This is a genomic window from Brevundimonas diminuta (genome assembly GCF_022654015.1).
GTDB lineage: Bacteria > Pseudomonadota > Alphaproteobacteria > Caulobacterales > Caulobacteraceae > Brevundimonas > Brevundimonas diminuta_C.
Map to the genome: position 1 here is coordinate 2731269 of NZ_CP073063.1, position 21080 is coordinate 2752348.

General features: G+C 66.6%; 14 protein-coding genes. 3 read left to right on the plus strand and 11 right to left on the minus strand.

What is annotated here, in order from left to right; all coding sequences use genetic code 11:
- Positions 1 to 151: 151 nt before the first annotated feature.
- Positions 152 to 2041 (minus strand): methyl-accepting chemotaxis protein, encoded by a 1890-nt coding sequence (locus tag KAK88_RS13615; RefSeq protein ID WP_242077026.1) that lies wholly within the window; start codon positions 2039 to 2041, stop codon positions 152 to 154.
- A 345-nt stretch (positions 2042 to 2386) separates the two neighbouring features.
- Here KAK88_RS13615 and KAK88_RS13620 point away from each other — a divergent pair, with 345 nt between their 5' ends.
- A complete protein-coding gene (locus KAK88_RS13620) occupies positions 2387 to 3478 on the plus strand; it encodes a DUF2332 domain-containing protein (protein ID WP_242077027.1) in 1092 nt (363 codons plus the stop codon).
- 69 nt (positions 3479 to 3547) lie between these two features.
- Here KAK88_RS13620 and KAK88_RS13625 read toward each other — a convergent pair whose 3' ends face one another.
- The 10 genes from KAK88_RS13625 to KAK88_RS13670 form a co-directional block, all read right to left on the minus strand.
- Positions 3548 to 4435 (minus strand): aldose 1-epimerase, encoded by an 888-nt coding sequence (locus tag KAK88_RS13625; RefSeq protein WP_242077028.1) that lies wholly within the window; start codon positions 4433 to 4435, stop codon positions 3548 to 3550.
- Positions 4432 to 5286, minus strand: coding sequence for an SMP-30/gluconolactonase/LRE family protein (locus KAK88_RS13630; protein WP_242077029.1), 855 nt, complete (start codon positions 5284 to 5286; stop codon positions 4432 to 4434). Before KAK88_RS13630 ends, KAK88_RS13625 begins: the two co-directional genes overlap by 4 nt.
- 3 nt (positions 5287 to 5289) lie before the next feature.
- Positions 5290 to 6732 carry an aldehyde dehydrogenase family protein gene (locus KAK88_RS13635; protein ID WP_242077030.1) on the minus strand — a complete coding sequence of 481 codons (1443 nt, stop codon included), beginning with the start codon at positions 6730 to 6732 and terminating at the stop codon, positions 5290 to 5292.
- 79 nt (positions 6733 to 6811) lie between these two features.
- Positions 6812 to 8245 (minus strand): sugar porter family MFS transporter, encoded by a 1434-nt coding sequence (locus KAK88_RS13640; RefSeq protein ID WP_242077031.1) that lies wholly within the window; start codon positions 8243 to 8245, stop codon positions 6812 to 6814.
- A 53-nt stretch (positions 8246 to 8298) separates the two neighbouring features.
- On the minus strand, positions 8299 to 9057 hold the full coding sequence (locus KAK88_RS13645) for an SDR family NAD(P)-dependent oxidoreductase (protein WP_242077032.1): 759 nt from the start codon (positions 9055 to 9057) through the stop codon (positions 8299 to 8301).
- Positions 9054 to 10202, minus strand: coding sequence for a fumarylacetoacetate hydrolase family protein (locus KAK88_RS13650; RefSeq protein ID WP_242077033.1), 1149 nt, complete (start codon positions 10200 to 10202; stop codon positions 9054 to 9056). The genes KAK88_RS13645 and KAK88_RS13650 overlap by 4 nt, the downstream gene beginning before the upstream one ends.
- Positions 10203 to 10265: 63 nt before the next feature.
- The gene (locus tag KAK88_RS13655; protein WP_242077034.1) at positions 10266 to 11279 is read right to left on the minus strand and encodes a LacI family DNA-binding transcriptional regulator; all 1014 of its coding nucleotides are present in this window, start codon (positions 11277 to 11279) and stop codon (positions 10266 to 10268) included.
- Positions 11280 to 11393: 114 nt separating this feature from the next.
- Positions 11394 to 12983, minus strand: coding sequence for a GH39 family glycosyl hydrolase (locus KAK88_RS13660; protein ID WP_431307192.1), 1590 nt, complete (start codon positions 12981 to 12983; stop codon positions 11394 to 11396).
- A 30-nt stretch (positions 12984 to 13013) separates the two neighbouring features.
- Positions 13014 to 14303 carry a cation:proton antiporter gene (locus KAK88_RS13665; RefSeq protein ID WP_242077035.1) on the minus strand — a complete coding sequence of 430 codons (1290 nt, stop codon included), beginning with the start codon at positions 14301 to 14303 and terminating at the stop codon, positions 13014 to 13016.
- 31 nt (positions 14304 to 14334) lie between these two features.
- Positions 14335 to 16884, minus strand: coding sequence for a glycoside hydrolase family 3 protein (locus tag KAK88_RS13670; RefSeq protein WP_242077036.1), 2550 nt, complete (start codon positions 16882 to 16884; stop codon positions 14335 to 14337).
- Positions 16885 to 17182: 298 nt separating this feature from the next.
- Between KAK88_RS13670 and KAK88_RS13675 the strand changes: the two genes are divergently transcribed.
- Together KAK88_RS13675 and KAK88_RS13680 are read left to right on the plus strand one after the other, a co-directional pair.
- Complete coding sequence (locus KAK88_RS13675; RefSeq protein ID WP_242077037.1) at positions 17183 to 19438, plus strand: WD40/YVTN/BNR-like repeat-containing protein; 2256 nt, start codon at positions 17183 to 17185, stop codon at positions 19436 to 19438.
- Positions 19435 to 21054, plus strand: coding sequence for an alpha-L-fucosidase (locus tag KAK88_RS13680; protein WP_242077038.1), 1620 nt, complete (start codon positions 19435 to 19437; stop codon positions 21052 to 21054). Before KAK88_RS13675 ends, KAK88_RS13680 begins: the two co-directional genes overlap by 4 nt.
- Positions 21055 to 21080: the final 26 nt, after the last annotated feature.

Sequence of the window (21080 nt, forward strand, 5' to 3'; positions counted from 1 at the left end):
TCCATGCAGTTTCTTGCATGGCTGTTATCAATAAAACACGGATGTGTTTGATGATTTATAATGCCAGACTACGGATTAATACTGACATAACGGCGCTTATGAAGTTCGGATTGTTGCGCCGGTTTCTACAAGACTCAACTGGATCGATATCTTAGAACTCGTTCCAGTCGTCATCGGTCGCGTCGCTTGACAGGGCGAGCGCACCGACCGTGCGGATGACTTTGGGCGCCGACCTGGGTGCGGACGCGGTGTCCCGACGAGGCGCCGGCGCGGCAGAGGTCGTCGTATTCAGCCGGAACCTGGACACCAGTGTCGCCAGCTCGTCGGCTTCGGTCGCCAGGATGCGCGCAGCCGCCGTCGCCTCTTCCGCCATGGCGGCATTCTGCTGCGTCATGCGGTCCATGCTGCCGACGGCGCTGTTGACCTGCTTCAGGTTCTCGGACTGGACCTGCGCCCCTTGCGCGATGTCCACGATCAGGGTGTTGGCGTCGCCGATCTTGGACACGACGCGCGCCAGCATCTCGCTGGTTTCGCCCACGCGATCGACGCCCAGCCGCACCTCGTCCGACGACTTGCTGATCAGCTGCTTGATATCCTTGGCGGCGTCGACGGTGCGCTTGGCCAGTTCGCGCACCTCGCCGGCGACCACGGCGAAACCGCGTCCGGCATCGCCCGCTCGCGCGGCCTCGACGCCGGCGTTCAAGGCCAGAAGATTGGTCTGCAAGGCGATGGCGTCGATCATGTTGATGATCTCGCCGATCTCCTGCGATCCGGCCTTGATGGCGTCCATCGCGACGATCGCTTCTTCAACGATCACGCGACCGTCCGCGGCGTCGCCATTAGCCAGCGTGATAGCGTTGCGGGCGTTGGCCGCGCTGCGCGCAGTGTCGCCGACCATGTCGGTGACGTGGTTGGTCGCGGTGGTGGTTTGCTGCAGGCTGGACGCCTGCTGTTCGGTTCTCAGCGACAGGGTTTCGGACGCCGAGCAGATCTGCGTGGCGCCCAGCCGCACGCTCTGGGCCGACCCGGCCACGCTGGCCAGGCTCTCTTCTAGGCCCTGCACCGCCACGTTGAAGGCTGTGCGCAGGCGCTCATATTCCGGGGCGAACGGCGTGCGAATGGTGTGGGTAAGATCGCCGGCGGCCAGGGCTTCCAAAGCCGTGTCAAGCGCCTCGACGACGTGACGTTGCGCGGCGTCGGCGACGATCTTCTCGCGCTCGGCGGCGTCCTTGGCCAGATCGGCGGCCGCCTTAGCCCGTTCGGCCTCGGCCTTGGCCAGCGCCGTGTCGCGGAACACCAGAACCGCGCGCGCCATGTCGCCCAGTTCATCGGCATGGCTGGCGTCGACGACGATGTCGTTGTCGCCCTTGGCCAGCTGCCCCATGGCTTCGGTCAAGACCGTGATCGGGCGCGCAATCATGCGGGTGAGCATGGCCGACAGAACCATGGCGATCGTGATCAGGGCGATGCCGCCGACGATCAGGGCGATGATCGCGGTGACGATCGCAGCCTGCTGACGTTCCAGATTTTTCTCGGTGACGGCGGCTTCCGCCTCACGCAGGTCTCGCAGAGGCAGGACGGCGTCGCTGACCAGAACCTTCTTGCCGGCGTCGCGCACCTCTTGCTGGGCCTGCTCACGCTTGCCGGCGCGAACCTCGGCGATCATGCGATCGCCCCAATCGGCTCTCCAGGCCAGGGTGGCCAAGCGCGATTTTTCCAGCAGGGCCTGCTTTTCGGCGTCGCCCAGATGTCCCTTCAGTTCAACGACGACCTTGTCGAACTCGTCGCGCCCTTCGTAGTAGGATTTCAGATAGGTCTCGTCGCCGGTGACCAGAAAGCCCCGAAACTGGCTGTTCTGACGCAGGATCGCGGTTTCCAGCGACATCGCCTGCGCTTCGATCGTGCGGCTGAGATTGTTGCTCTCAATGGACGCGCGGATCATCATGATCGTGGCGAAGAACACCGCCATCATGACCGCCGCCGAGACGCAGATCAGGGTGAAGGAAAGCCGCAGCTTCTTCGGAATTCGCATCTTGGACATCATGAGCTCGCCCCCGTTACGCACTTATACTTACCTAGAGGCAGCTAATTACTCAGCTGACGCCAATGCGCGCAGCCCGACCCTTGTTCGAGCCACGCAAAACACCCTGTTTTTCAGGTGACTATCCATCCCTATGACGAAACGACTAAAAAGATAGTTAAGCTGGCGACGCCCGGCCGCTTACATCGACCGGACCTGAATTTTGCGAGATTCACGCGCTGTTAAGCGAGGTGATCATAGGTAAGTCACCCCTCCCGTCGCCGCTTCAAGCAACGCCGGGCCGCAACTTCCGGGCGAATACTTCTTGAGGCCGGGACAGATAAGTAACAGTTCGTTTTATTCGGAATGCGCGACGATGCCATTGGTGACTGGATGACCTGCCCCGTCGCCGATCGGTTCACCCAGGAACTTGCGGCCCAGGCCGACCGCTGCCGCGCCATGGGGTCACCCTTCGTCGCCGGCGTTCTCGAGGCCGCGAGCCGGCAACTTTCGCACGCGCCGCTCACCGCCGCACGGCTGTATGATTGGCAGGGGGATCAGACCGCAGCCGCCCTGGCCCTCCGTTTGAACGGCGCCCTGCACGCCCTGGCGCGGGCGGGCCGGTCCTACGCCCTGACCAGCCTCTATCGTCGCGAACACACCGACTTCGACGCGGCCGTCGCCGACGCCCTGGCCCGGAACGATCGATACATCGCCGACTGGATCCTCCATCCGCCGCAAACGAACGAGGTGGCGCGCGCCGCCGCGCTGATGAGCGCGCTGATGGCCGCCCCTCTGGATCGCACCATGCCCTTCGAGCTGCTCGAGCTCGGGTCCAGTTGCGGCCTGAACCTGAATCTGGATCGCTACGCCTATGCCCTTGGGTCGGCGTCAGCCGGCGACCCCTTCTCGGACGTGCAGATCGAGCCCCTGTGGCAAGGCGCGTCGCCGAAGGTCGGCCCGGTCTCGATCGTGGCGGCGCGCGGGGTCGATCTAAACCCGCTGAACGCCGCAGACCCGGCGCATCGCGAACGTCTGCTGGCCTTCGCTTGGGCCGACCAGCCGGCGCGCACCCAACGCCTCGAGAACGCCCTGTGCATCGCCGCCGATCATCCGCCGCGTATCGATCAAGGCGACGCCGTGACCTGGTTGGCTGACCGGCTGGCCGAGCCGCAGGCGGTTGGGCGCTGCCGCGTCGTCATGCACACCATGGTGCTGCAATATCTCAGCGACGACGACCGGCGTCAGATCACGGCGCTCCTTTCGACCGCCGGCCGCCGCGCCGACGCCGACCACCCGCTGCTCTGGATCAGCTTCGAATGGACCCGCGACCGCAGCCGCGTCGAGTTGCGGCTGACAGCCTGGCCCACCGGTGAAACCCGCGTCCTGGCCCACTGCCATCCCTACGGCGATGAACTGGAATGGCTGGCGCCATCTGCGTCGGTCTTGGCGGCCTAGCCAACCTTCTTTGGCCGGTAGCCATGGATTTTGGGCGTCTGCGACCCCACCTCGCGATCTGGGGGCCGACTATGCGTGTGCGGAGGCTGAAACAGTCATGTGAAGCGTCAACTTTTCGCCGGGCTGCAGTGCGATCAGGCCATTGGCGCTGTTTCCCCAAGATGAGGGCCCGTTGAAAGCGTCGGGACAGTGAGTGACGGGTTCGACGCAGAAGAAGTCGGCGCCCTTTGGGGCATAGACCTGGGTCCAGCGGGCCGGGGCGTCGGCGGTCATGATGATGCGCTGGCCGCCGCCGTCCATGACCGCTTCGCCCGTCCAGCCGACGTAGGCGTGATCGACGAATGGCGCGTCAGCGAGGGTCAGGCTGTTCGACCAGTCCGCGATCTCGGTGGGCGGCGCCAAGCGTTCGGGAATCTCTCGTACATCGGTGATCCAGACACCCTCAGCTGACAAGGTCAGGCGGCTGTCTGCATGGCGATGGAAATAGGGATGCAGGCCGAGGCCGGCGGGCATAACCGCATCGCCGAAGTTGGTCACGGACAAGGTGATCGTCAGGCCCTGGTCGCTTAACTCGACAGTCTGGCTAGCGCGCCACGGCCAGGGCCAACCCTGTGCATCAGCGTCGGCCTTGGGGAACCATTCCAGCGTCATCTCGACCCGGTTGGTCGTCTGGCTTTCGACGGTCCAGGGCAAGAGCCAGCCGTCGCCGTGCAGGGCGTGGGGGGCGAACCGTTCCAGTGTCTGCAAGCGGACCTCACGCCCCTCGAAAACGAATCGCCCGTCGGCGATCCGGTTGGCGTAGGGGACCAGAGGGAAACAGGCTGTCTCCAGAATATCGGTCGCGCCTTCGGGCGTGGAGCGAAACACCGGCCGGCCGCGCCAGTCCAGGCTCAGCACCGCCCCGCCCTGCTCCGGGGCCAAGGTCGCGCGCCAGTCGCCGGCCGTCAGGGCGATCATAGGCGGATCCGGTTCTGCGGCAGGCCCGGCGTCTCGACGCGGACGCGATAGAGGCCGCCCAGGGTCGGCTGCTCCGCGCGCTTGTCGGCGTTCCCCAACCAAGCCGTGGTCATATAGAAATCGCGCAGGTCGGGGCCGCCGAACGCCGCCTTGGTCACGGTCTGGACCGGCATGTCGATCTTGCCGATCCGCGTCCCGTCAGGCGCGAAGCGGGCGACGCCCCAGCCGTTGAACAGGCCGACGTGCAGCACGCCAGCCGCATCCATGCTGGGACCGTCGGCATAGCCGTCCTCGGTCACGGCGAAGACGCGCCGGTTCGAGATCACGCCGTCCGCATGGTCGAAAGCCAAGATCGTCTTCTTCAACGTGTCGTGGTGATAGAGGGTGCGGCCGTCGGGGCTGAGGCACGGGCCGTTGGTGACGCCGTAACCGTCGTCGTGCCGCGTCAGCTCGCCCCGGAACCAGCGGTAGAGAGCGCCGGTCTCGACCTGTTCGCGGTCGTCCATCGAACCGAACCAAAGCGAGCCGTCCGGCGCGACGAAGCCGTCGTTCAGCCTGTTCTGGGGTCGGTCCTCCTCGACCGGCTGGAAGCGGGAGAAGTCGCCCTCCTCCGGGTCGAAACGATAAAGACCGCCCCTCACGCCGCAGACCAGCGAACCGTCCTCGGCGGGCAAGGCGAAGCCGGTCTGATCGGGCGTGTCCCACGAGCGCTTATCGCCGGTCGCGGGGGTGTAGCGATTCAGCTTTCGCCCCTTGATGTCGACAAACCACAGCGCAGCGCGCGCCGCGTCCCAGACGGGGCCTTCACCCAGCTCCGCCTGGACGTCCCAGATCAGTTCCGGCTCGCTCATCGATCAGCCCGCCGAGTATGAGGTCTTGATCTGGGTGTAGAACTCCACCGCCGCAAAGCCCTGCTCGCGCGAGCCGTAGGAGGACTTTTTGGAGCCGCCGAACGGGACGTGATAGTCGACGCCGGCGGTGGCCAGATTGACCATGGTCATGCCGGCCCTGGCGTTCTTCTGGAAGTCGCGGGCGTGTTTCAGCGACTGGGTGACGATGCCCGCCGACAGGCCGAACTCGACGCCGTTGGCGACGGCCAGCGCCTCCTCGTAGCTGGCGACGCGGATGGTCGAGGCGACGGGGCCGAAGACCTCTTCGTTGTTGATGCGGGCGTCGGCGGCGGTGTCGGCGATCAGGGTCGGCTGGACGTACCAGCCGGGCGCGTCGAGGTTCAGACGCTCGCCGCCGGTGACGATGCGGCCGCCGTCCTCGCGGGCGATGTCGATATATTTGTAGGAGACCTCGCGCTGGGCCTCGGTCACGGCCGGACCCATCTGGGTGTTGGAATCAAGGGCGTTGCCGACGCGCAGGGCCGCGACCTTCTCGGCCAGGGCGGCGACGAAACGGTCGTGGATGCCGTCCTGAACGATCAGGCGGCTGGAGGCGGTGCAGCGCTGGCCGGTGGCGAAGAAGCTGCCGTCCAGGGCGATGTTGACGGCCCGGTCCAGATCGGCGTCGTCCAGAACGATAAGCGGGTTCTTGCCGCCCATCTCCAGCTGGACCCGCGCCTGGCGCTTGACCGCGCCCTCGGCCACGCCCGCGCCGACGGCCTGCGAGCCGGTGAAGGAGATGCCGTCGATGCCGGGGTGGGCGACGATGGCGCGGCCGACGTCGCCGTCGCCGATGACCATATTGACCACGCCCTTGGGCAGTCCCGCCTCGTGCAGGACGGCGATCAGGGCCTCGGCCGTCGCCGGGGTCGGGCCGGCGGGCTTGATGACGACCGTGTTGCCGAAGGCGATGGCCGGGGCGATCTTCCAGGCCGGAATGGCGATGGGGAAATTCCACGGCGTGATCAGGCCGAACACACCGACCGCCTGGCGATAGGTCTGGATCTCGACGCCCGGACGGGTCGAGGCCAGGTTCTGGCCGTGGACGCGCAGGGCCTCGCCGGCGAAATATTTCAGGATGCGGGCGGCGCGCATGGTCTCGCCGATGCCCTCGGGCAGGGTCTTGCCCTCTTCGCGGGCCAGCAGGCGACCGATCACGGCGGCCCGTTCCATGATCAGCGAACCGGCCTTGTCCAGCACGTCGAAGCGGACCTCGGGCGAGGCGTCGGACCAGCCGGGGAAGGCGGCGCGGGCGGCGGCGACGGCCTGATCCACCTCGGCGGCACCGCCCTTGGGCGTGCGGGCCACGACGTCGCGGGTATCCGACGGGTTCAGGCTCTCGCCCGCAAACGCGCCCGCGACCTTCTCGCCGCCGATCCAGTGCGAAAGTTCAAGCGTGTCGGTCATGGGACGTCCTTTTCATAAGGCTGACGGGCGGCGGGGGAGCGCCGCCCGTTTCGGGGAGATGGCTATGGGAGGGCGAAAATCAGCCCGTCATGTCTTCCAGTTCGCGACCGCGCGTTTCCTTCACCCAGGCCTGGACCAGGAAGAACGAGATCAGGGCGCTGACCGCATAGAAGCCGTAGGTGACGACCAGGCCGAGCGTCGCGGCCATCCACGGGAAGCTGACCGAGATGCCGAAGTTGGCGATCCACTGGGCGAAGCCGGCGACGGCCAGGGCCGAACCGCGCATCTGGTTGGGGAACATCTCGCCCAGCATGACCCACATGACCGGGCCCCAGCTGAAGTTGAAGAAAACCACATAGGCGTTGGCCGCGATCAGGGCGATCAGGCCGGTCTGGTCGTCCAGGTGTAGCGATCCGTCGATCAGGGCGGCCTTGGAGAAGCACCAGGCGACGACAGCCAGGGTCACAAACATGCCGGCCGAACCGATCAGCAGCAGAGGCTTTCTGCCGATCTTGTCGATGACGGCGATGGCGGCCAGGCAGGCGGCGATCGACAGGACGCCGGACAGGATGTTGATCTGCAGCGCGTCGTTCTCGGAGAAGCCGACCGACTGCCACAGCACCGCGCCGTAGTAGAAGACGATGTTGATGCCGACCAGCTGCTGGAACACGGCTAGAATCAGCCCGGCCCAGACGATGGGGCGCACCTTCTTCGTCGCCGGGTCCAGCAGATCGGCGAACTTGGGCTTGTGGTCGGCCGCCAGCGAGGCGCGAATTTCCTGAACCTTGCGCGCACCGGCGCCCGCACCGAACAGTTTGGACAGCACGGCCTCGGCCTGGGCGTCCTTCTTCTTGACGACCAGAAAGCGCGGGCTTTCCGGGATGACCAGAAGGGCGATCAGATAGACAGCGGCGGGGATGACCTGCAGCCAGAACATCCAGCGCCAGGCGGGGAAGCCCAGCCAGAACTCCGCCGTCGATCCGCCGGCGGTCTTGGCCAGGGCGTAGTTGGCCACGAAGGCGCCGGTCAGGCCGGTGATGATCATGATCTGCTGCACCGACGACAGTCGGCCGCGGATCGAGGCCGGCGTCACTTCGGAGATATAGGCCGGCGACAGGACCGAGGCCGCGCCGACGCCCAGGCCGCCGATGAAGCGGGCGATGATGAAGTGGGCCGAACTGTCGGCCGCGCCGGCCCAGAAGGCTGAAATGATGAACAGGACGGCGGCGATCTGCATCACCGTGCGACGGCCGATTGCGTCGGCCAGGCGTCCCGCGATGAAGGCGCCGACGGCGCAGCCCAGCAGGATCGCGCCGACGTTGAAGCCGGTGCCCAGAGCCGACAGGTTGAAGGCCGCCTCCAGGCCGTCCTGGGTGCCGTTGATCACGCCGGAATCATAGCCGAACATGAAGCCGCCGATGGTGGCGACCGCCACGATCAGGGCGATGAAGGCCATGTTGACGCGGTCATCGCCCACAATGTCGGGGTCTGAGCCCCCCGTCGGTCCTGCCATATCGATATTCCCTCCGAAAGCCCGTCTGACGCGGGCGTGAAACTCAGAAAACCCTATCGCCAGCCAGCGTCCACGAAATATTCGTGGCCCGTGATCAGACGCGCATCGTCGGACGCCAGGAAAAGGCCGAGCGCCGCGACATCGTTGGGCTGGAGACGACCGGGCAGGCATTGCGCCGCCACGATCTCGGCCTCGCCTTCCGGCGTGTACCATTTCATCTGACGCGGGGTCTGGACGTTGCCCGGCACGATGCAGACGACGCGTACGCCGTCGCCGCCCAGCTCGCGCGCCAGGGCGCGGGTCATGCCCTCAATGCCCGCCTTGGCGGTTTCGTAAAGCGACAGATCCGGCAGCCCCAGGTGCCAGCTGATCGAGCCGAGGTTGATGATGACGCCCCTGCCCTTCTCGCGCATTCCGGCGGCGACCGACTGGGCCGCGAAATAGAGGTGACGCAGGTTCACGTTGATCCGATTGTCCCAGTAATCGGGCGTCACCTCCGCCAGCGTATGACGGTCGTCGTTGGCGGCGTTGTTGATCAGGACATCGATGGGACCCTGTTCGGCGATGATCTCGGCCAGGCAGGCCTGCAAGGCGGACACGTCCATGAGGTCGCACTGATGGAATGTCGGAGCTGGCGACAGTTCGGCCAGCGAGGCCTCCAACGCCTTGGATTCCGCCTCGGCGATGTCAAAGAAGATGACGCGAGCGCCTTGGCGCGCGAAAGCCTCGGTAAAGCCTGCGCCGATGCCCGAACCGCCGCCGGTGACGACGACCAGACGGCCCTTTAGCGACGGATAGATGGCGCCGCTCATGCGGAGACTCCCAGAAGGCCGCGACCGGCCAGATTCCGCATCAGCTCCAGCACCCCGAACTTCCAGGGCGGGGCCTGGTCGCAGGTCGCGACGATGTTTTCCAACACGCCCAGTTTCTCGGACGAGACGCGGACCCGGTCGCCCATCTTGTGGGTGAAGCCCTTGCCCGGCGCATCGCGGTCGTCGATCGGCGCGAACATGGTGCCGAGATACAGGGCGAAACCGTCGGGATACTGGTGCGCGCTCAGGGTCTGGCGCACCAGTTCCTCGGGATCGCGGCTGATCAGGCTCATCGAGCTTTCGCCCGTCATGACGAAGCCGTCCGTTCCCTCGACCTCCAGACGGACGGTGGCGGCGCGCACGTCATCCATGCTGAATCCGTCGTCGAACAGGCGGATGAAGGGGCCGACCGAGGCCGACGCGTTATTGTCCTTGGCCTTGCCCAGCAGCAGAGCCGAGCGCCCCTCGATGTCGCGCAGATTGACGTCGTTGCCCAGGCTGGCGCCGACCGGCCGGCCGGCGGGATCGCAGATGACCACCACCTCCGGCTCCGGGTTGTTCCAGGCCGAGTCCGCCCGCACCCCCACCTCGGCGCCCCAGCCGACCGAGGCCAGCACCGGCGCCTTGGTGAAGATCTCGGCATAGGGGCCGATGGCGACCTCAAGATACTGGGACCACAGCCCCTCGGCGATCAGTTGCGTCTTGACGGCCTCGGCCGCCGCCGAGCCGGGACGCAGATCCTTCAGGTCGCCGCCGATCCGGTCGAGGATCGACTGACGCACCGCATTGGCCGCATCGGCGTCGCCGCGCGCCCGCTCCTCGATCACCCGTTCCAGCGCCGAGACGGCGAAGGTAACGCCCGAGGCCTTGATGCATTGCAGGTCCAGCGGCGAAAGTAGTTTAACGGCACCCGAACCCGACGACCAAGCGGAGGCGACCATCAGTTCGTCCAGCGGCCCCATGTCCACGCCCGCCGGATCCAAATCGTCCAACGCGACTGCCTGGGCCGTGGTCGCGACACGGTTCGAAAGGTCGTAGAGCCGCCCGCCCCGCGCCAGCACGGGCGAAGGGCCGGCCTCCGTCACTACGCGTCCCAGCAGGCGCGCGTCGCGCCAGTCCGCCGGCAGGCATTCAGCAAGCAACACGATCTCATCCTCCCCACGTTCTCAGACGTGTTAGCGCTAACATCTTTGAGCGAAGGACGGATGTCAATCGTGCGGAGGCGCCGTGCTTTCTCTGGCGATGAACTGGTGGGGGACAGCACCCTCCGCCTCACCATCCCGCCCCAAGATGACGGCGGCCGACCGGGCCATTTCGGCGACCGGCTGGCGAATGGTGGTCAGAGTGGGCCAGACGCTCGCGGCCAGATAGGTGTCATCGAAACCCGCTACCGAAATATCGCCCGGCGTCGACAGGCCTGCCGCATGAACGGCGGCCAGTACCCCGGCGGCCATGTCGTCGTTGCTCGCGAAGATGGCCGTCGGTCGGGGCGAACGAGCCAGCAGCCTCTTGCCGGCCTCAAAACCGGAACGATAGGTGAAGTCGCCCGCCTCGGCCCACATCTTGGCGCCCGCAACCGCATCGACGGCGGCCTGAGCGCCTTGGCGGCGATCGGCGCTGGCGCTCTGGTCGCGATGGCCCTCGACAAAGCCGACCACGCGGTGGCCCAGTCCCAGCAGATGCCGCGTCATCTCATGCGCTGCGCCTTGGTCGTCCACCCGCAGGGAGATCAGACCCTCACGAAGCGCGGGCGCGGCCAGGACCACCGCCTTCATGCCGCTCTGGGCGATGGCGTCCAGTGTCGCCGCTGACTCGCCCAAAGGCGGCGGCACGATCACCCCCTGAGCTCCGCCGGCCGCAAGCCTCTGCACGGCCTCCCGCTCCTCGTCCGGCGCGCCCGGTCGAGATGGTTCGATCAGCAGCAGCAGCCCAACCGACCGCGCCCCGTCCAGGGCGCCGGACAGCAGTTCGGCCAGATAGGCGCTGGACGGATTGGCGTAGAGCAGACCGATCCGCCCGCCCCCGGCCCGCGCCAGAATCCGAGCGGCGGGATCGGGCACATAGCCGGTCTCACGAATGATGGCCTCGACCCGCTCACGCGTCGTCTCGCGCACCCGCGCATCGCCGTTGACCACCCGCGATACGGTCATAGGCGAAACACCGGCGAGACGCGCGATGTCGCCCATGGTGTGATTGCGGCGAGGAGTCTGTTGATCGGTCACGGCAAGGACAGCAGCACGCTCAACACGGCGCGTCCACCGTTCCCGCGCCCATCGCGCGATGTTCGCCGAAACCCGCTTGCGATCATAGGCAGATCGCTGCTGCCCGCACCGACGTCAGACACGCTCGCGCTCAGTGATCGGACGCGCGCCGATTTCGACCAGCACCACATCCTGGACACGCATCGGCAAATCCACCTGCGCCGTTCCGTCAGCGCTAGCGGTGATTGTGACGGTCTGGGGCTCGTCCAGGGTCAAGGTTTGCAGTGTCCCCAACTGCTCTTCGGACAGCGTCGCGGGCGACCCCATTTCGAGATAGGCGGTGTAGGCGTCATTGGATTTGAAGCCGACGCGTCGGACCGAGGCGGAGTGGACGCCCGGACGAAGACCGCTCAGTGCGATCCGCAGCGGCGCGGCGGCCGCCGGCTCGCGCACCTGGCGGAAGAAGGGCCGATTGCTGACCGGCTGATCCGGCAGTTCATAGCGCCAGGCCAACACCTGAACCGTGTCGCCCTTCAGCGTGGCGATGCTCTGATTGTCGCCGGTCGGCAGTTCTCGGTCGCCCATGCTGTTCAGGTATTTGTAGGCGAACCACGTCGGCTTGCGCACGCCCTGCGGCGTCATCAGGCCGAAGCCGCCGTCGAACGGCTTCGTCTGCGGGCGAGGTTCCTCGAACAGGTCGCTGTAGGCCCAGTAGCTCATACCTTGCACCAGACCTTCGCTTCGACGCAGCTTGTCCAACACATAGGCCGCACCGAAATAGTCGTCGTGGATCGGATCGCGCGGATTGTAGCTGGTGCTCCATTCCGTGAAGAACAGCGGCAGCCTCGGACGCGTCGAAGCCTCGATCTCAGCCCTCACCTTGCGTACGTCGGTGACGATGGCGTCAGGGTTGCGCGACAGCTTGTTGTCGCCTTCGCCCTTCTCGTCCAGAAAGCCGCCTTCGACGCCATAGGTGTGGGTGGTGACGAAATCGACCGGCAGATCGTGCTGGTCGGCATAGGCAAGAAAAGCAGGAACCCAGTCGGCGCCTGCCGTGGAAGGCCCGCCGACGCGCATGGCGGGATCGATCGCCTTGATGGTGCGGACCGTACGCCCATAGTAGTCGAAGTAGGCGGCCTGATCGGCCCCTTCCCAAAAACCGGCTAGGTTCGGCTCGTTCCAGAACTCGAAATACCAGCTCCGCACTTCCTCGGCGCCATAGCGGTCGATCAGGTGCCTTACGAAGGCGTCGATCAGACCTGTCCATTTCTCCGGCTGCGGGTGCGAGGTGTTGCCCTTCCAATAGAAGAGCGTCTGGTCCGAGGTTTTCATCGCATCAGGCGTGAAGCCCAGCTCGATGAAGGGCTTGATCCCCATCGCCAGAAAGCTGTCGTACAGATGGTCGATCCGCGTCCAGTCGTAGACCGGGCGCCCGTCCACTTCACGATAGACGCCCATGTCGTCATGGAAGATGTCGTGGAAGCGGATGTAGCGGAAACCCAGCTCGTCGTGGGCCGTCTTCAACTGCGCCAAAGCCTCGGGACGGATCGTCGTGCCGGGATAGTCGGCGCCGACCGAGAACTCGGCCATGCGATCGCGGGGCGTGGACGCACCGCCGACATCGATCGAAATCACCCTTGGTTCTGGCGTCTGGGCGTTCGCATCCATAGAGGCGCCGACGAGGGTTGCGACCAGCGCCAAACCTTTGATGTGTAAATACTTCACAGGCGGCGCCCTCGAGTTGTGGATCTGGATTTAGGCGCGTACCGGCGCAGCGTCGTCGTGATCACCGGTCGTGCCCAGTTCGCCCCGCGCCCTCGCCTTCCTGCCGTAAACCCCTTCGAACAGGGGGGAGGCCATCAGGGTGGTGAGGATGGCCATCAGCACCAGGATGGAGAACAGGGCCGGGCCGATGACGCCCTTTTGCAGGCCGATGTTGATGATGATCAGCTCCATCAGGCCGCGCGCGTTCATAAGGGCGCCGATGCCCATGGCCGTGGCGTTGTCCTGACCCGTCAGGCGCGCGGCGGCCCAGCAGGCGCCGCCCTTGGCCAGGATCGAGCCCAGTAGGATGACGACGGTGACGGCCAGCAACCCCAGGCTATTGACCATGGTCAGCTGGGTGTTCAGGCCCGAGAAGGTGAAGAACATCGGCAGCAGCACCAGGACGGCGAACGGCTCCAACTGACGCCGGATTTCCTCGCCCAGCAGGCCGCGCGGCATGGCGACGCCCAGGATGAAGCCGCCGAAGACGGCGTGAATGCCGACTGCGTCCATGGCCCAGGCGCTGAGCATGAACAGGATCAGCACGATGCCGAGAACGGTGGGGCTCAATCGCCCTTCCCGCTCAACGATGTGCCCCAACGGCGCCAGCAGTTTCGGTCCGACCGTCAGCATGAACAGGGCGAAGGCCCCGCCCCCCGCGATGGCGGTCACCGCCACCATCGGTCCCGCGCCGAAGCTGGCCAAGACGATGGCCAGGACGCACCAGGCGCCGGCGTCGTCGATGGCGCCGGCCGCGAGAGACAACGATCCCAACCGCGTGCCGCTGAGCCCCCGCTCATGGATGATGCGCGCCAGCATGGGAAAGGCCGTGATCGAGATGGCCGCGCCCATGAACAGCATGGCCTGCCAGGTCTGGAGGCCCGAACCAAACAAGCCTTGACTGATCAGCCAGGGTGCGATGGCGACGGCGACCAGGAAGGGCGCGGCCATGCCGGCGAGCGACACGGCGGCCGCGCTCTTCGCATTGGCCCGGAAGTGGTCACGACGGAAGCCCAGCCCGACCAGGAACATGTAGAGGCCGACGCCCAGCTGGGCGCCGACGAACAGGATCGACCGCGACTCCCTGGGGAACAGGGCCGCCTGAAGGTCCGGTGCCAAGAGGCCGAACAGCGACGGGCCAAGGATCACCCCGGCGATCATCTCGCCCACCACTTGCGGCTGGCCGAGGTAGCGTTTGGCCAGCCAGCCCACGATGCGGCAGGCGGCGATGATGATCGCCATCTGCAGGAAGAAGGCCACGCTCAGTTCAGCATTGGTCATGCGGCCGGTTCCCCCCTTGGCGAGCGCCAGCCTACTGCGTCGGACAGACGGCGTCGCCCTCGTTTGACGCCAGGCGGATATCCTCGACCGTGACGGCGAAGTCGGCGTTGGCGCGCAGGCCCCAGGGTTGATCGACGGCGGCGATGTCGGCGCCGCGATCGCGCAGGCACGAGAGCCGCACCTTCAGCGTACGCCATTCCCCGACGGGGACTGCGTTGATCAGGCTGGAGATATCGACCGAACCGGCGCCGAGCGTCAGGAAGACGGCCCCCTTGGGGCGCGTGTCCACGCGATAGCGGAAGGCGATGGCCATCTCGCCGTTCGACTGGCGCGTCAGATCGACCGGCTGGGCAGCGATGATGGCCTGCCCCCCGTTCTGCGAGAAGGTCAGGGCGCGCGCCGATTCCTGGCCGGCGCCGTCGGTGGAGCGCACCGAAACGCCGCCGCGCGGACTGGCGCCGCTCTTTTCAGCACCCAGACGGAACTCGCCGCCCGCGTCGCGCAGCATCAGCGACCAGGGAGCCACGAAGCGGCCATCGACGAAATAGCGATCCAGATTGCTGCCGGACCCGACCACGCCGCTGTCTTCGGACAGGGCGCCGACGCGGGCGTTGCGTGCGTAGGTCAGGCCGTAGCCATAGGCGAACTGCGGGTCATAACCTGGCTGGCCCACGTTCAGCGGCTCACCCTTGGCGGTCTTGGGCCAGCTGAAGGACAGGGTTCCGCTAAAGTCGTTGCGCGGCTTGCCCGCCGCATCGCCGACCAGCACATCGGCGATCCCACCGCCCTCCGTGCCCGGCAGCCAGGCGGCGACGAAGGCGTCAGACGCGTTGATCTCAGGGTTGGTCCACATCGGGCGGCCCGACAGGAAGACCGACACGGTCGGAATGCCCGCCGCCTTCAGGCGCTTCAGCGTCTCCAACGGTTCGGTCGGCAGGAAGTCCAGCGTGTCCACATCGCCCTGGAATTCGGCATAGGGTGTTTCGCCGAAGACGACGATGGCCACGTCGGGTTTTTGGGTGAAGGAGCCGTCGGCGCTGAGCGTCGCCTGACCGCCGCCGGCGGCGACCGCCTCGCGGATGCCGCCCCAGATCGACTGGCCGTTGGGGAAGTCGGCGTTCGAGTTGCCCGTGCCCTGCCATGTCAGGGTCCAGCCGCCCGAGGCCTGGCCGATATCGTCGGCGTGGCCGGCGACCAGCACGCGTGCGCCGGCGCGGATCGGCAGGACGCCGTCGTTCTTCAGCAGAACTAGCGACTTGCGGACCGCTTCGCGGGCAAGGGCGCGATGGGCGGGTGATCCCAGCTCATTGTAGTGGCCCTCGACCGGGCGGGCCTCGTTGAACAGTCCGGTCTTGACCTTGGCGCGCAGGATACGACGCACCGCCTCATCCAGGCGCGCCATCGGGATCTCGCCCGACTTGGCCTGGGCGAGAGTGCTTTCATACAGGGGCTTCCAGCTGTCGGGCGCCATGAACATGTCGATGCCAGCGTTGAAGGCCAGGGCGCAGCTTTCATTGGAGCAGCCCGGCAACTGGCCTTGGGCGTTCCAGTCGGACACGACGAAGCCATCGAAGCCCAGTGGCCCACGTAGCACATCGGTCAACAAGGTCTCATTGCCGGAATGTTTGACGCCGTTCCAGCTGGAGAAGCTGGCCATGATCGACAGGATGCCGGCGTCGATGGCCTGGGGATAGCCGGACAGGTGGGTGCGGATCAGCTCCTGCTCGGTTCCGGCGAAGTCGCCCTGGTCCTTGCCGCCGGTGGTGCCGCCGTCAGCCAGGAAGTGTTTGGCCGAACCGGCGATGTGACCGGGCGTCAGCGGATGGTCGGCCGACAGCGCGCCCTGCAGGCCCAAAGTCATCGGGCCGGCGTAGCTCTGGGCCACTTCGGGGTTTTCGGCATAGCCCTCGAAGGCGCGACCCCAGCGGTCGTCCTGCGGCACGGCTAGGGTCGGGCCAAAGGTCCAGTCGGCGCCCGTGACGGCGACTTCCAGCGCCGTCGCCTCGCCGATACGGCGGATCAGGTCCGGATCCCGTGCGGCGCCTAGGCCGATGTTGTGCGGGAAGATGGTCGCGCCGACGATGTTGTTGTGACCGTGGACGGCGTCGATACCGTAGATCAGCGGCACCTTGGCGCCCGGGCGCTGGGCCGCCGCCGCACGGAAGGCCTGGGCCAGCTCGACCCATTTCTGGGCTGAAGCGCGCTCGTCGCCGCCGGGCGAGGAGTTGCCGCCCGCCAGGATCGACCCCAGCGGATAGTTCAGCAGGTCTCCAGGCTTGATGGAGGCGATGTCCGCCTGGATCGTCTGGCCGACCTTCTCCTCCAGCGTCATCCTGCTCATCAGTTCGGTGACGAAGGCTTCCGTCGCCGCATCCGTCATCGCAGCCGGCGAGGCTGCGCGGGGCCAAAGCGCCGGATGGGCGCGCGTCGCGTCGGTCACAATGGAGGCCTGGGGCGTCACGGCCTGAACCGGCGACGTCCGGGTCGCTCCCGTTGCCGCGCAGGCGGCGGTTGCGAGCGCGACGCCCAGTGCGAGGGCGGAAACAGCGCTGCGGCGCGCGTTCGGGATACGGAGGGTCATGTCGGGTCCGTCGGGCTGTCGGCGAAACTATGTGGCGAAAAACCCGGCGCGACCATTCAGGCCGCACCGGAAGTTCGCTCAGGGTGTGAAAAAATCCAGGCGTCGCCCCCCGCGCCGAGAGCGGCGAAATCCGTTTGAACCCGAGGTTCGCTCCCGACACGTCGTTGATCGACGCCTTGATTTTTACAGACGCAACTTGATGCACCTATGACAATGATGTCAACTGTCGAAGTTAGCGCTAACATTGAGCGATGAGTAACGTCGCCGGTGAGGGAGGAACGGCGGCATGACGACAGGCGTGACACGACGCACAGCCGGCTTAATGGCGTTTACCGCCGGGGCCATGGCGACCGCCGGTCGTGTGCAGGCGAGCGAACGTGGTCCGTATCTATGGCGAAACGTCGTCGTCGGCGCAGGCGGCTTCATTCCCGGCATCGTATTCAGTCCGATCGAACAAGGCCTGGCCTATGCGCGGTCGGACATGGGCGGAGCCTATCGGTTCGATGCGGCCGACGGTCGCTGGTCGCCGCTGATGGACTCCAGTCCCCGGTCCGGCGATTTCGGGATCGAGAGCATCGCCGCCGACCCGGTTGATCCCAAAATCGTCCATGCAGCAGTGGGCGTTCACAGGGGCGACCCCGGCGCGATGCTGCGCTCGACCGATCGTGGCGAGACATGGAGGCGAACCGACGTGCCCTTCCGAATGGGGGGCAATGAAGACGGCCGCGGTCTGGGCGAACGGCTGGCGATCGATCCCAACGACAACCGCATCCTCTATTTCGGATCGCGCCACGATGGCCTGCAGCGTTCCACCGACGGCGGCGCGAGTTGGCGCAAGGTGGACGGGTTTCCGCTCGAGGGCCTAGGAATGCCCAGCGACCGCGCCACCCACGGCGGGCTGAGCTTCGTCGTCTTCGATCCGCGCAGCGGTCGGCGCAGTCAGGGTTCCAAGACGCTGTTCGTCGGCGTCGCCGATCCGCACGAACACGCCCTCTATCGCTCCGACGACGCCGGGCGGACCTGGCAGGCCGTGGCGGGCGGGCCGCGCGCCGAAATGTCGGCGGCCAAGGCGGAGTTGGACGATCGCGGCGTCCTCTATGTCACCTGCACCCTGGGCATCGGGCCAAACGGCGTAACGGACGGCGCAGTCTGGCGGCTGGATACCAACACCGGCGCCTGGACCGACATCAGCCCGCCCCGGTCGTCCGGCGGCTTCATGGGGATCGCGCTGGACCGCAAGCGGCCGGGCGTGGTCATGGTCTCGACGCTCAACCGTTGGCGGCCGGGCGACACCATCTGGCGCAGCACCGACGATGGCCGAAGCTGGATCAGTCTGCGAGAGGCGGCCCGCCACGACGTCAGCGCGACACCCTATCTGAATTGGGGCAACGACCGGCCGGACTTCGGCTGGTGGATCGCGGCCTTGGCGCTGGATCCGTTCGACGGGGACCGGCTGGTCTATGCGACAGGGGCCACCGTTTATGAGACGCGCAACCTGTCTGCCGCCGACCGCGAACAGCCGACAGACTGGACTCCATGGGTCGAGGGAATCGAACAGACGGCCGTCATCACCCTGGTCAGTCCGCCGAAGGGACCGCAACTGCTGACCGGCTTCGGCGACATATCCGGCTTCGCCCATGACGACCTGAACCGCTCGCCCCAGCGCCAGTTCACCACCCCCGTCTTCGCCAACACCAATCAGATCGACTATGCGGGCGCCGCGCCCGACATCGTGGTGCGCAGCGGCACGCCGCACGAGGGCGTCGCCTCGGAGGGGCACGACGGCTCGACCCTGGCCTGGTCCGACGATGCCGGGCTGACCTGGAAGCCGCTGGGCCGACCCCGGCCGGCTTCGGGCGAGACGCCGGTCGTCGCCGACAATCCGCGCATGGACCTGTATCGTGACGCGCCGATCACGGTGTCGGCGGACGGTTCGACGTTCGTGCTGGCGACGCCCCAGGTCGTCTGGTCGCGGGATCGGGGACGGACGTGGAAGCCCACGGCGGGCCTGCCGCCTTTGCTGCGGCCGGTGGCCGACCGCAACGACCCGATGCTGTTCTACACCCTGGATTTCCGCACCGGCGCCTGGTTCGTCAGCGTGGATGGCGCCGAGAGCTTCGCCGCCGTGCCGTCGCGCGGCCTGCCCGCGAACACCGCCGATGATCGCCCGACCTGGCGCGAGACCGCCTTCCCGCTGAAGGCGACGCCCGATCATGAGGGCGATCTGTGGTTCGTATCGCGCAGCGGCCTTTATTACAGCCGCGACGGCGGTCAGCGGTTCGACCGGATTGATGGGGGGCTGAGCGTCGAGATGATGGACTTCGGCAAGCCGCCCGCCGGTTCGACCTACCCTGCCCTGTTCGCCATCGGCACGCAGGGTCCGGTGCGGGGCGTATTCCGTTCCGACGACAAGGGACGGACGTGGATGCGCGTCAACGACGACCGCCATGAATATGGGCGCCGCTTCAGGGCTGTGGCCGGCGATCCGCGCGTCTTCGGCCGGGTCTATGTCGCCACCGACGGACGCGGCGTCGTCTATGGAGAACCCGCATGACCCTTTCGCGACGTGGACTGCTGGGCGCGGGGGCGTCGGCTTCGATGCTGGGGGCCTGCGCGACGACGCCGAGCGCCGCGACGGCCGGTCCGTTCAAGCCGACCTGGGACAGTTTGGCGGCGGGCTATCGGACGCCCGACTGGTTCCGGGACGCCAAGTTCGGCATCTGGTCACATTGGGGGCCGCAGTGCGTGCCGGAGTTCGGCGACTGGTACGGTCGCCAGATGTATATCCAAGGCAACTCCTTCTACAACCACCACGTCGCGACCTACGGCCACCCCAGCCGGTTCGGTTTCATGGAGCTGATCGACCAGTTCAAGGGCGACCAGTGGGATCCCGAGGGCCTGCTGGACCTCTATCAGGCGGCGGGCGCCCGCTACATCATGTCGATGGCCAACCATCACGACAACCTGGACCTGTTCGACAGCAGCCATCATGCCTGGAACACGATGCGGGTGGGGCCCAAGCGCGACATCGTCGGCACATGGGAGAAGGCCGTCAGGGCGCGGGGCCTCCGGTTCGCCGTGTCGAACCACGCGGCGCACGCCTGGCACTGGTGGCAGACAGCGTACGGCTATGACGCCGAGGGGCCGCTGAAAGGCGTGCGATACGACGCGGCGAGCCTGACCAGGGCGGACGGCGCCGGCAAATGGTGGGATGGGCTAGACCCACAGGAGCTCTATACCGGCCCGACCTTCGCCCCGCCCGACGGCATCGGCTCGATCGCCGATATGAACGCCTGGCACGATGCGCGCGATGGCCAGTGGATTGAGACGCCGCCCGCCAACAACCCGGCCTTCGTGCGGTCCTGGGTGGCGCGGCAGCGCGACCTGATCACCAAATACAAGCCGGACATGGTCTATTTCGACAACTACGGCCTGCCGCTGGGGCGGTACGGGCTGAAGGCGACGGCCGAGTTCTATAACGCTTCGCTGGCTTGGCGGGGCGAACTGCCGGTCGTGAACGGCAAGCGGCTGGACGACCGCCAGCGCAAGGCGATCACCGAGACGGTCGAGCGCGGCTTTTCCGACAGCCTGAAGCCGGAGCCGTGGCAGACCGACACCTGTATTGGCGACTGGCACTACAACCGCGCCCGCTTCACGGGCCATTATTACGTACCGGCCAGCAGCATCGTGCAGCGGCTGGTGGATGTGGTGTCGAAGAACGGCAACCTGATGCTGAATATCCCCCAGCGCGGGGACGGGTCGATCGACAGCGACGAGCGCCAGATCCTGACGGACATCGCCGCCTGGATGAAGGTCAACGGCGAGGCGATCTTCGAGACTCGGCCCTGGCGCATCTATGGCGAGGGACCGACGGCCGTGGTCGCCGGAATGCATGGCGAGGGCGCGGCGCGGCCGTGGACGGGTCAGGACATCCGCTTCACCACCAAGGGCCAGACGCTCTACGCCTTCGCGCTGGACTGGCCCGAGGATCGGCGGATGGCGATCCAGGCGCTTCCTCTACGGGCCGGACGCATCGAGGCGGTCGAACTGCTGGGCGGCGGGCCTCTGTCGTTCAGCCAGACGGATCAAGGCCTGACGATCGACCTGCCTTCGCAACGCTCCGTGGTCACGGCGCCGGCGGTGCGCCTGCGGGGCGCGGGACTGATCTGAACTTCAAAACGGCGACGACGGGAGGA

Excerpts from the sequence above, each read along its gene's own strand:
- KAK88_RS13635 (WP_242077030.1), bottom strand. The coding sequence starts at position 6,732 with ATGACCGACACGCTTGAACTTTCGCACTGGATCGGCGGCGAGAAGGTC.
- KAK88_RS13625 (WP_242077028.1), bottom strand. The coding sequence starts at position 4,435 with ATGATCGCCCTGACGGCCGGCGACTGGCGCGCGACCTTGGCCCCGGAG.
- KAK88_RS13665 (WP_242077035.1), bottom strand. The coding sequence starts at position 14,303 with ATGACCAATGCTGAACTGAGCGTGGCCTTCTTCCTGCAGATGGCGATC.
- KAK88_RS13645 (WP_242077032.1), bottom strand. The coding sequence starts at position 9,057 with ATGAGCGGCGCCATCTATCCGTCGCTAAAGGGCCGTCTGGTCGTCGTC.
- KAK88_RS13620 (WP_242077027.1), top strand. The coding sequence starts at position 2,387 with ATGCGCGACGATGCCATTGGTGACTGGATGACCTGCCCCGTCGCCGAT.
- KAK88_RS13680 (WP_242077038.1), top strand. The coding sequence starts at position 19,435 with ATGACCCTTTCGCGACGTGGACTGCTGGGCGCGGGGGCGTCGGCTTCG.
- KAK88_RS13640 (WP_242077031.1), bottom strand. The coding sequence starts at position 8,245 with ATGGCAGGACCGACGGGGGGCTCAGACCCCGACATTGTGGGCGATGAC.
- KAK88_RS13615 (WP_242077026.1), bottom strand. The coding sequence starts at position 2,041 with ATGTCCAAGATGCGAATTCCGAAGAAGCTGCGGCTTTCCTTCACCCTG.
- KAK88_RS13670 (WP_242077036.1), bottom strand. The coding sequence starts at position 16,884 with ATGACCCTCCGTATCCCGAACGCGCGCCGCAGCGCTGTTTCCGCCCTC.
- KAK88_RS13630 (WP_242077029.1), bottom strand. The coding sequence starts at position 5,286 with ATGAGCGAGCCGGAACTGATCTGGGACGTCCAGGCGGAGCTGGGTGAA.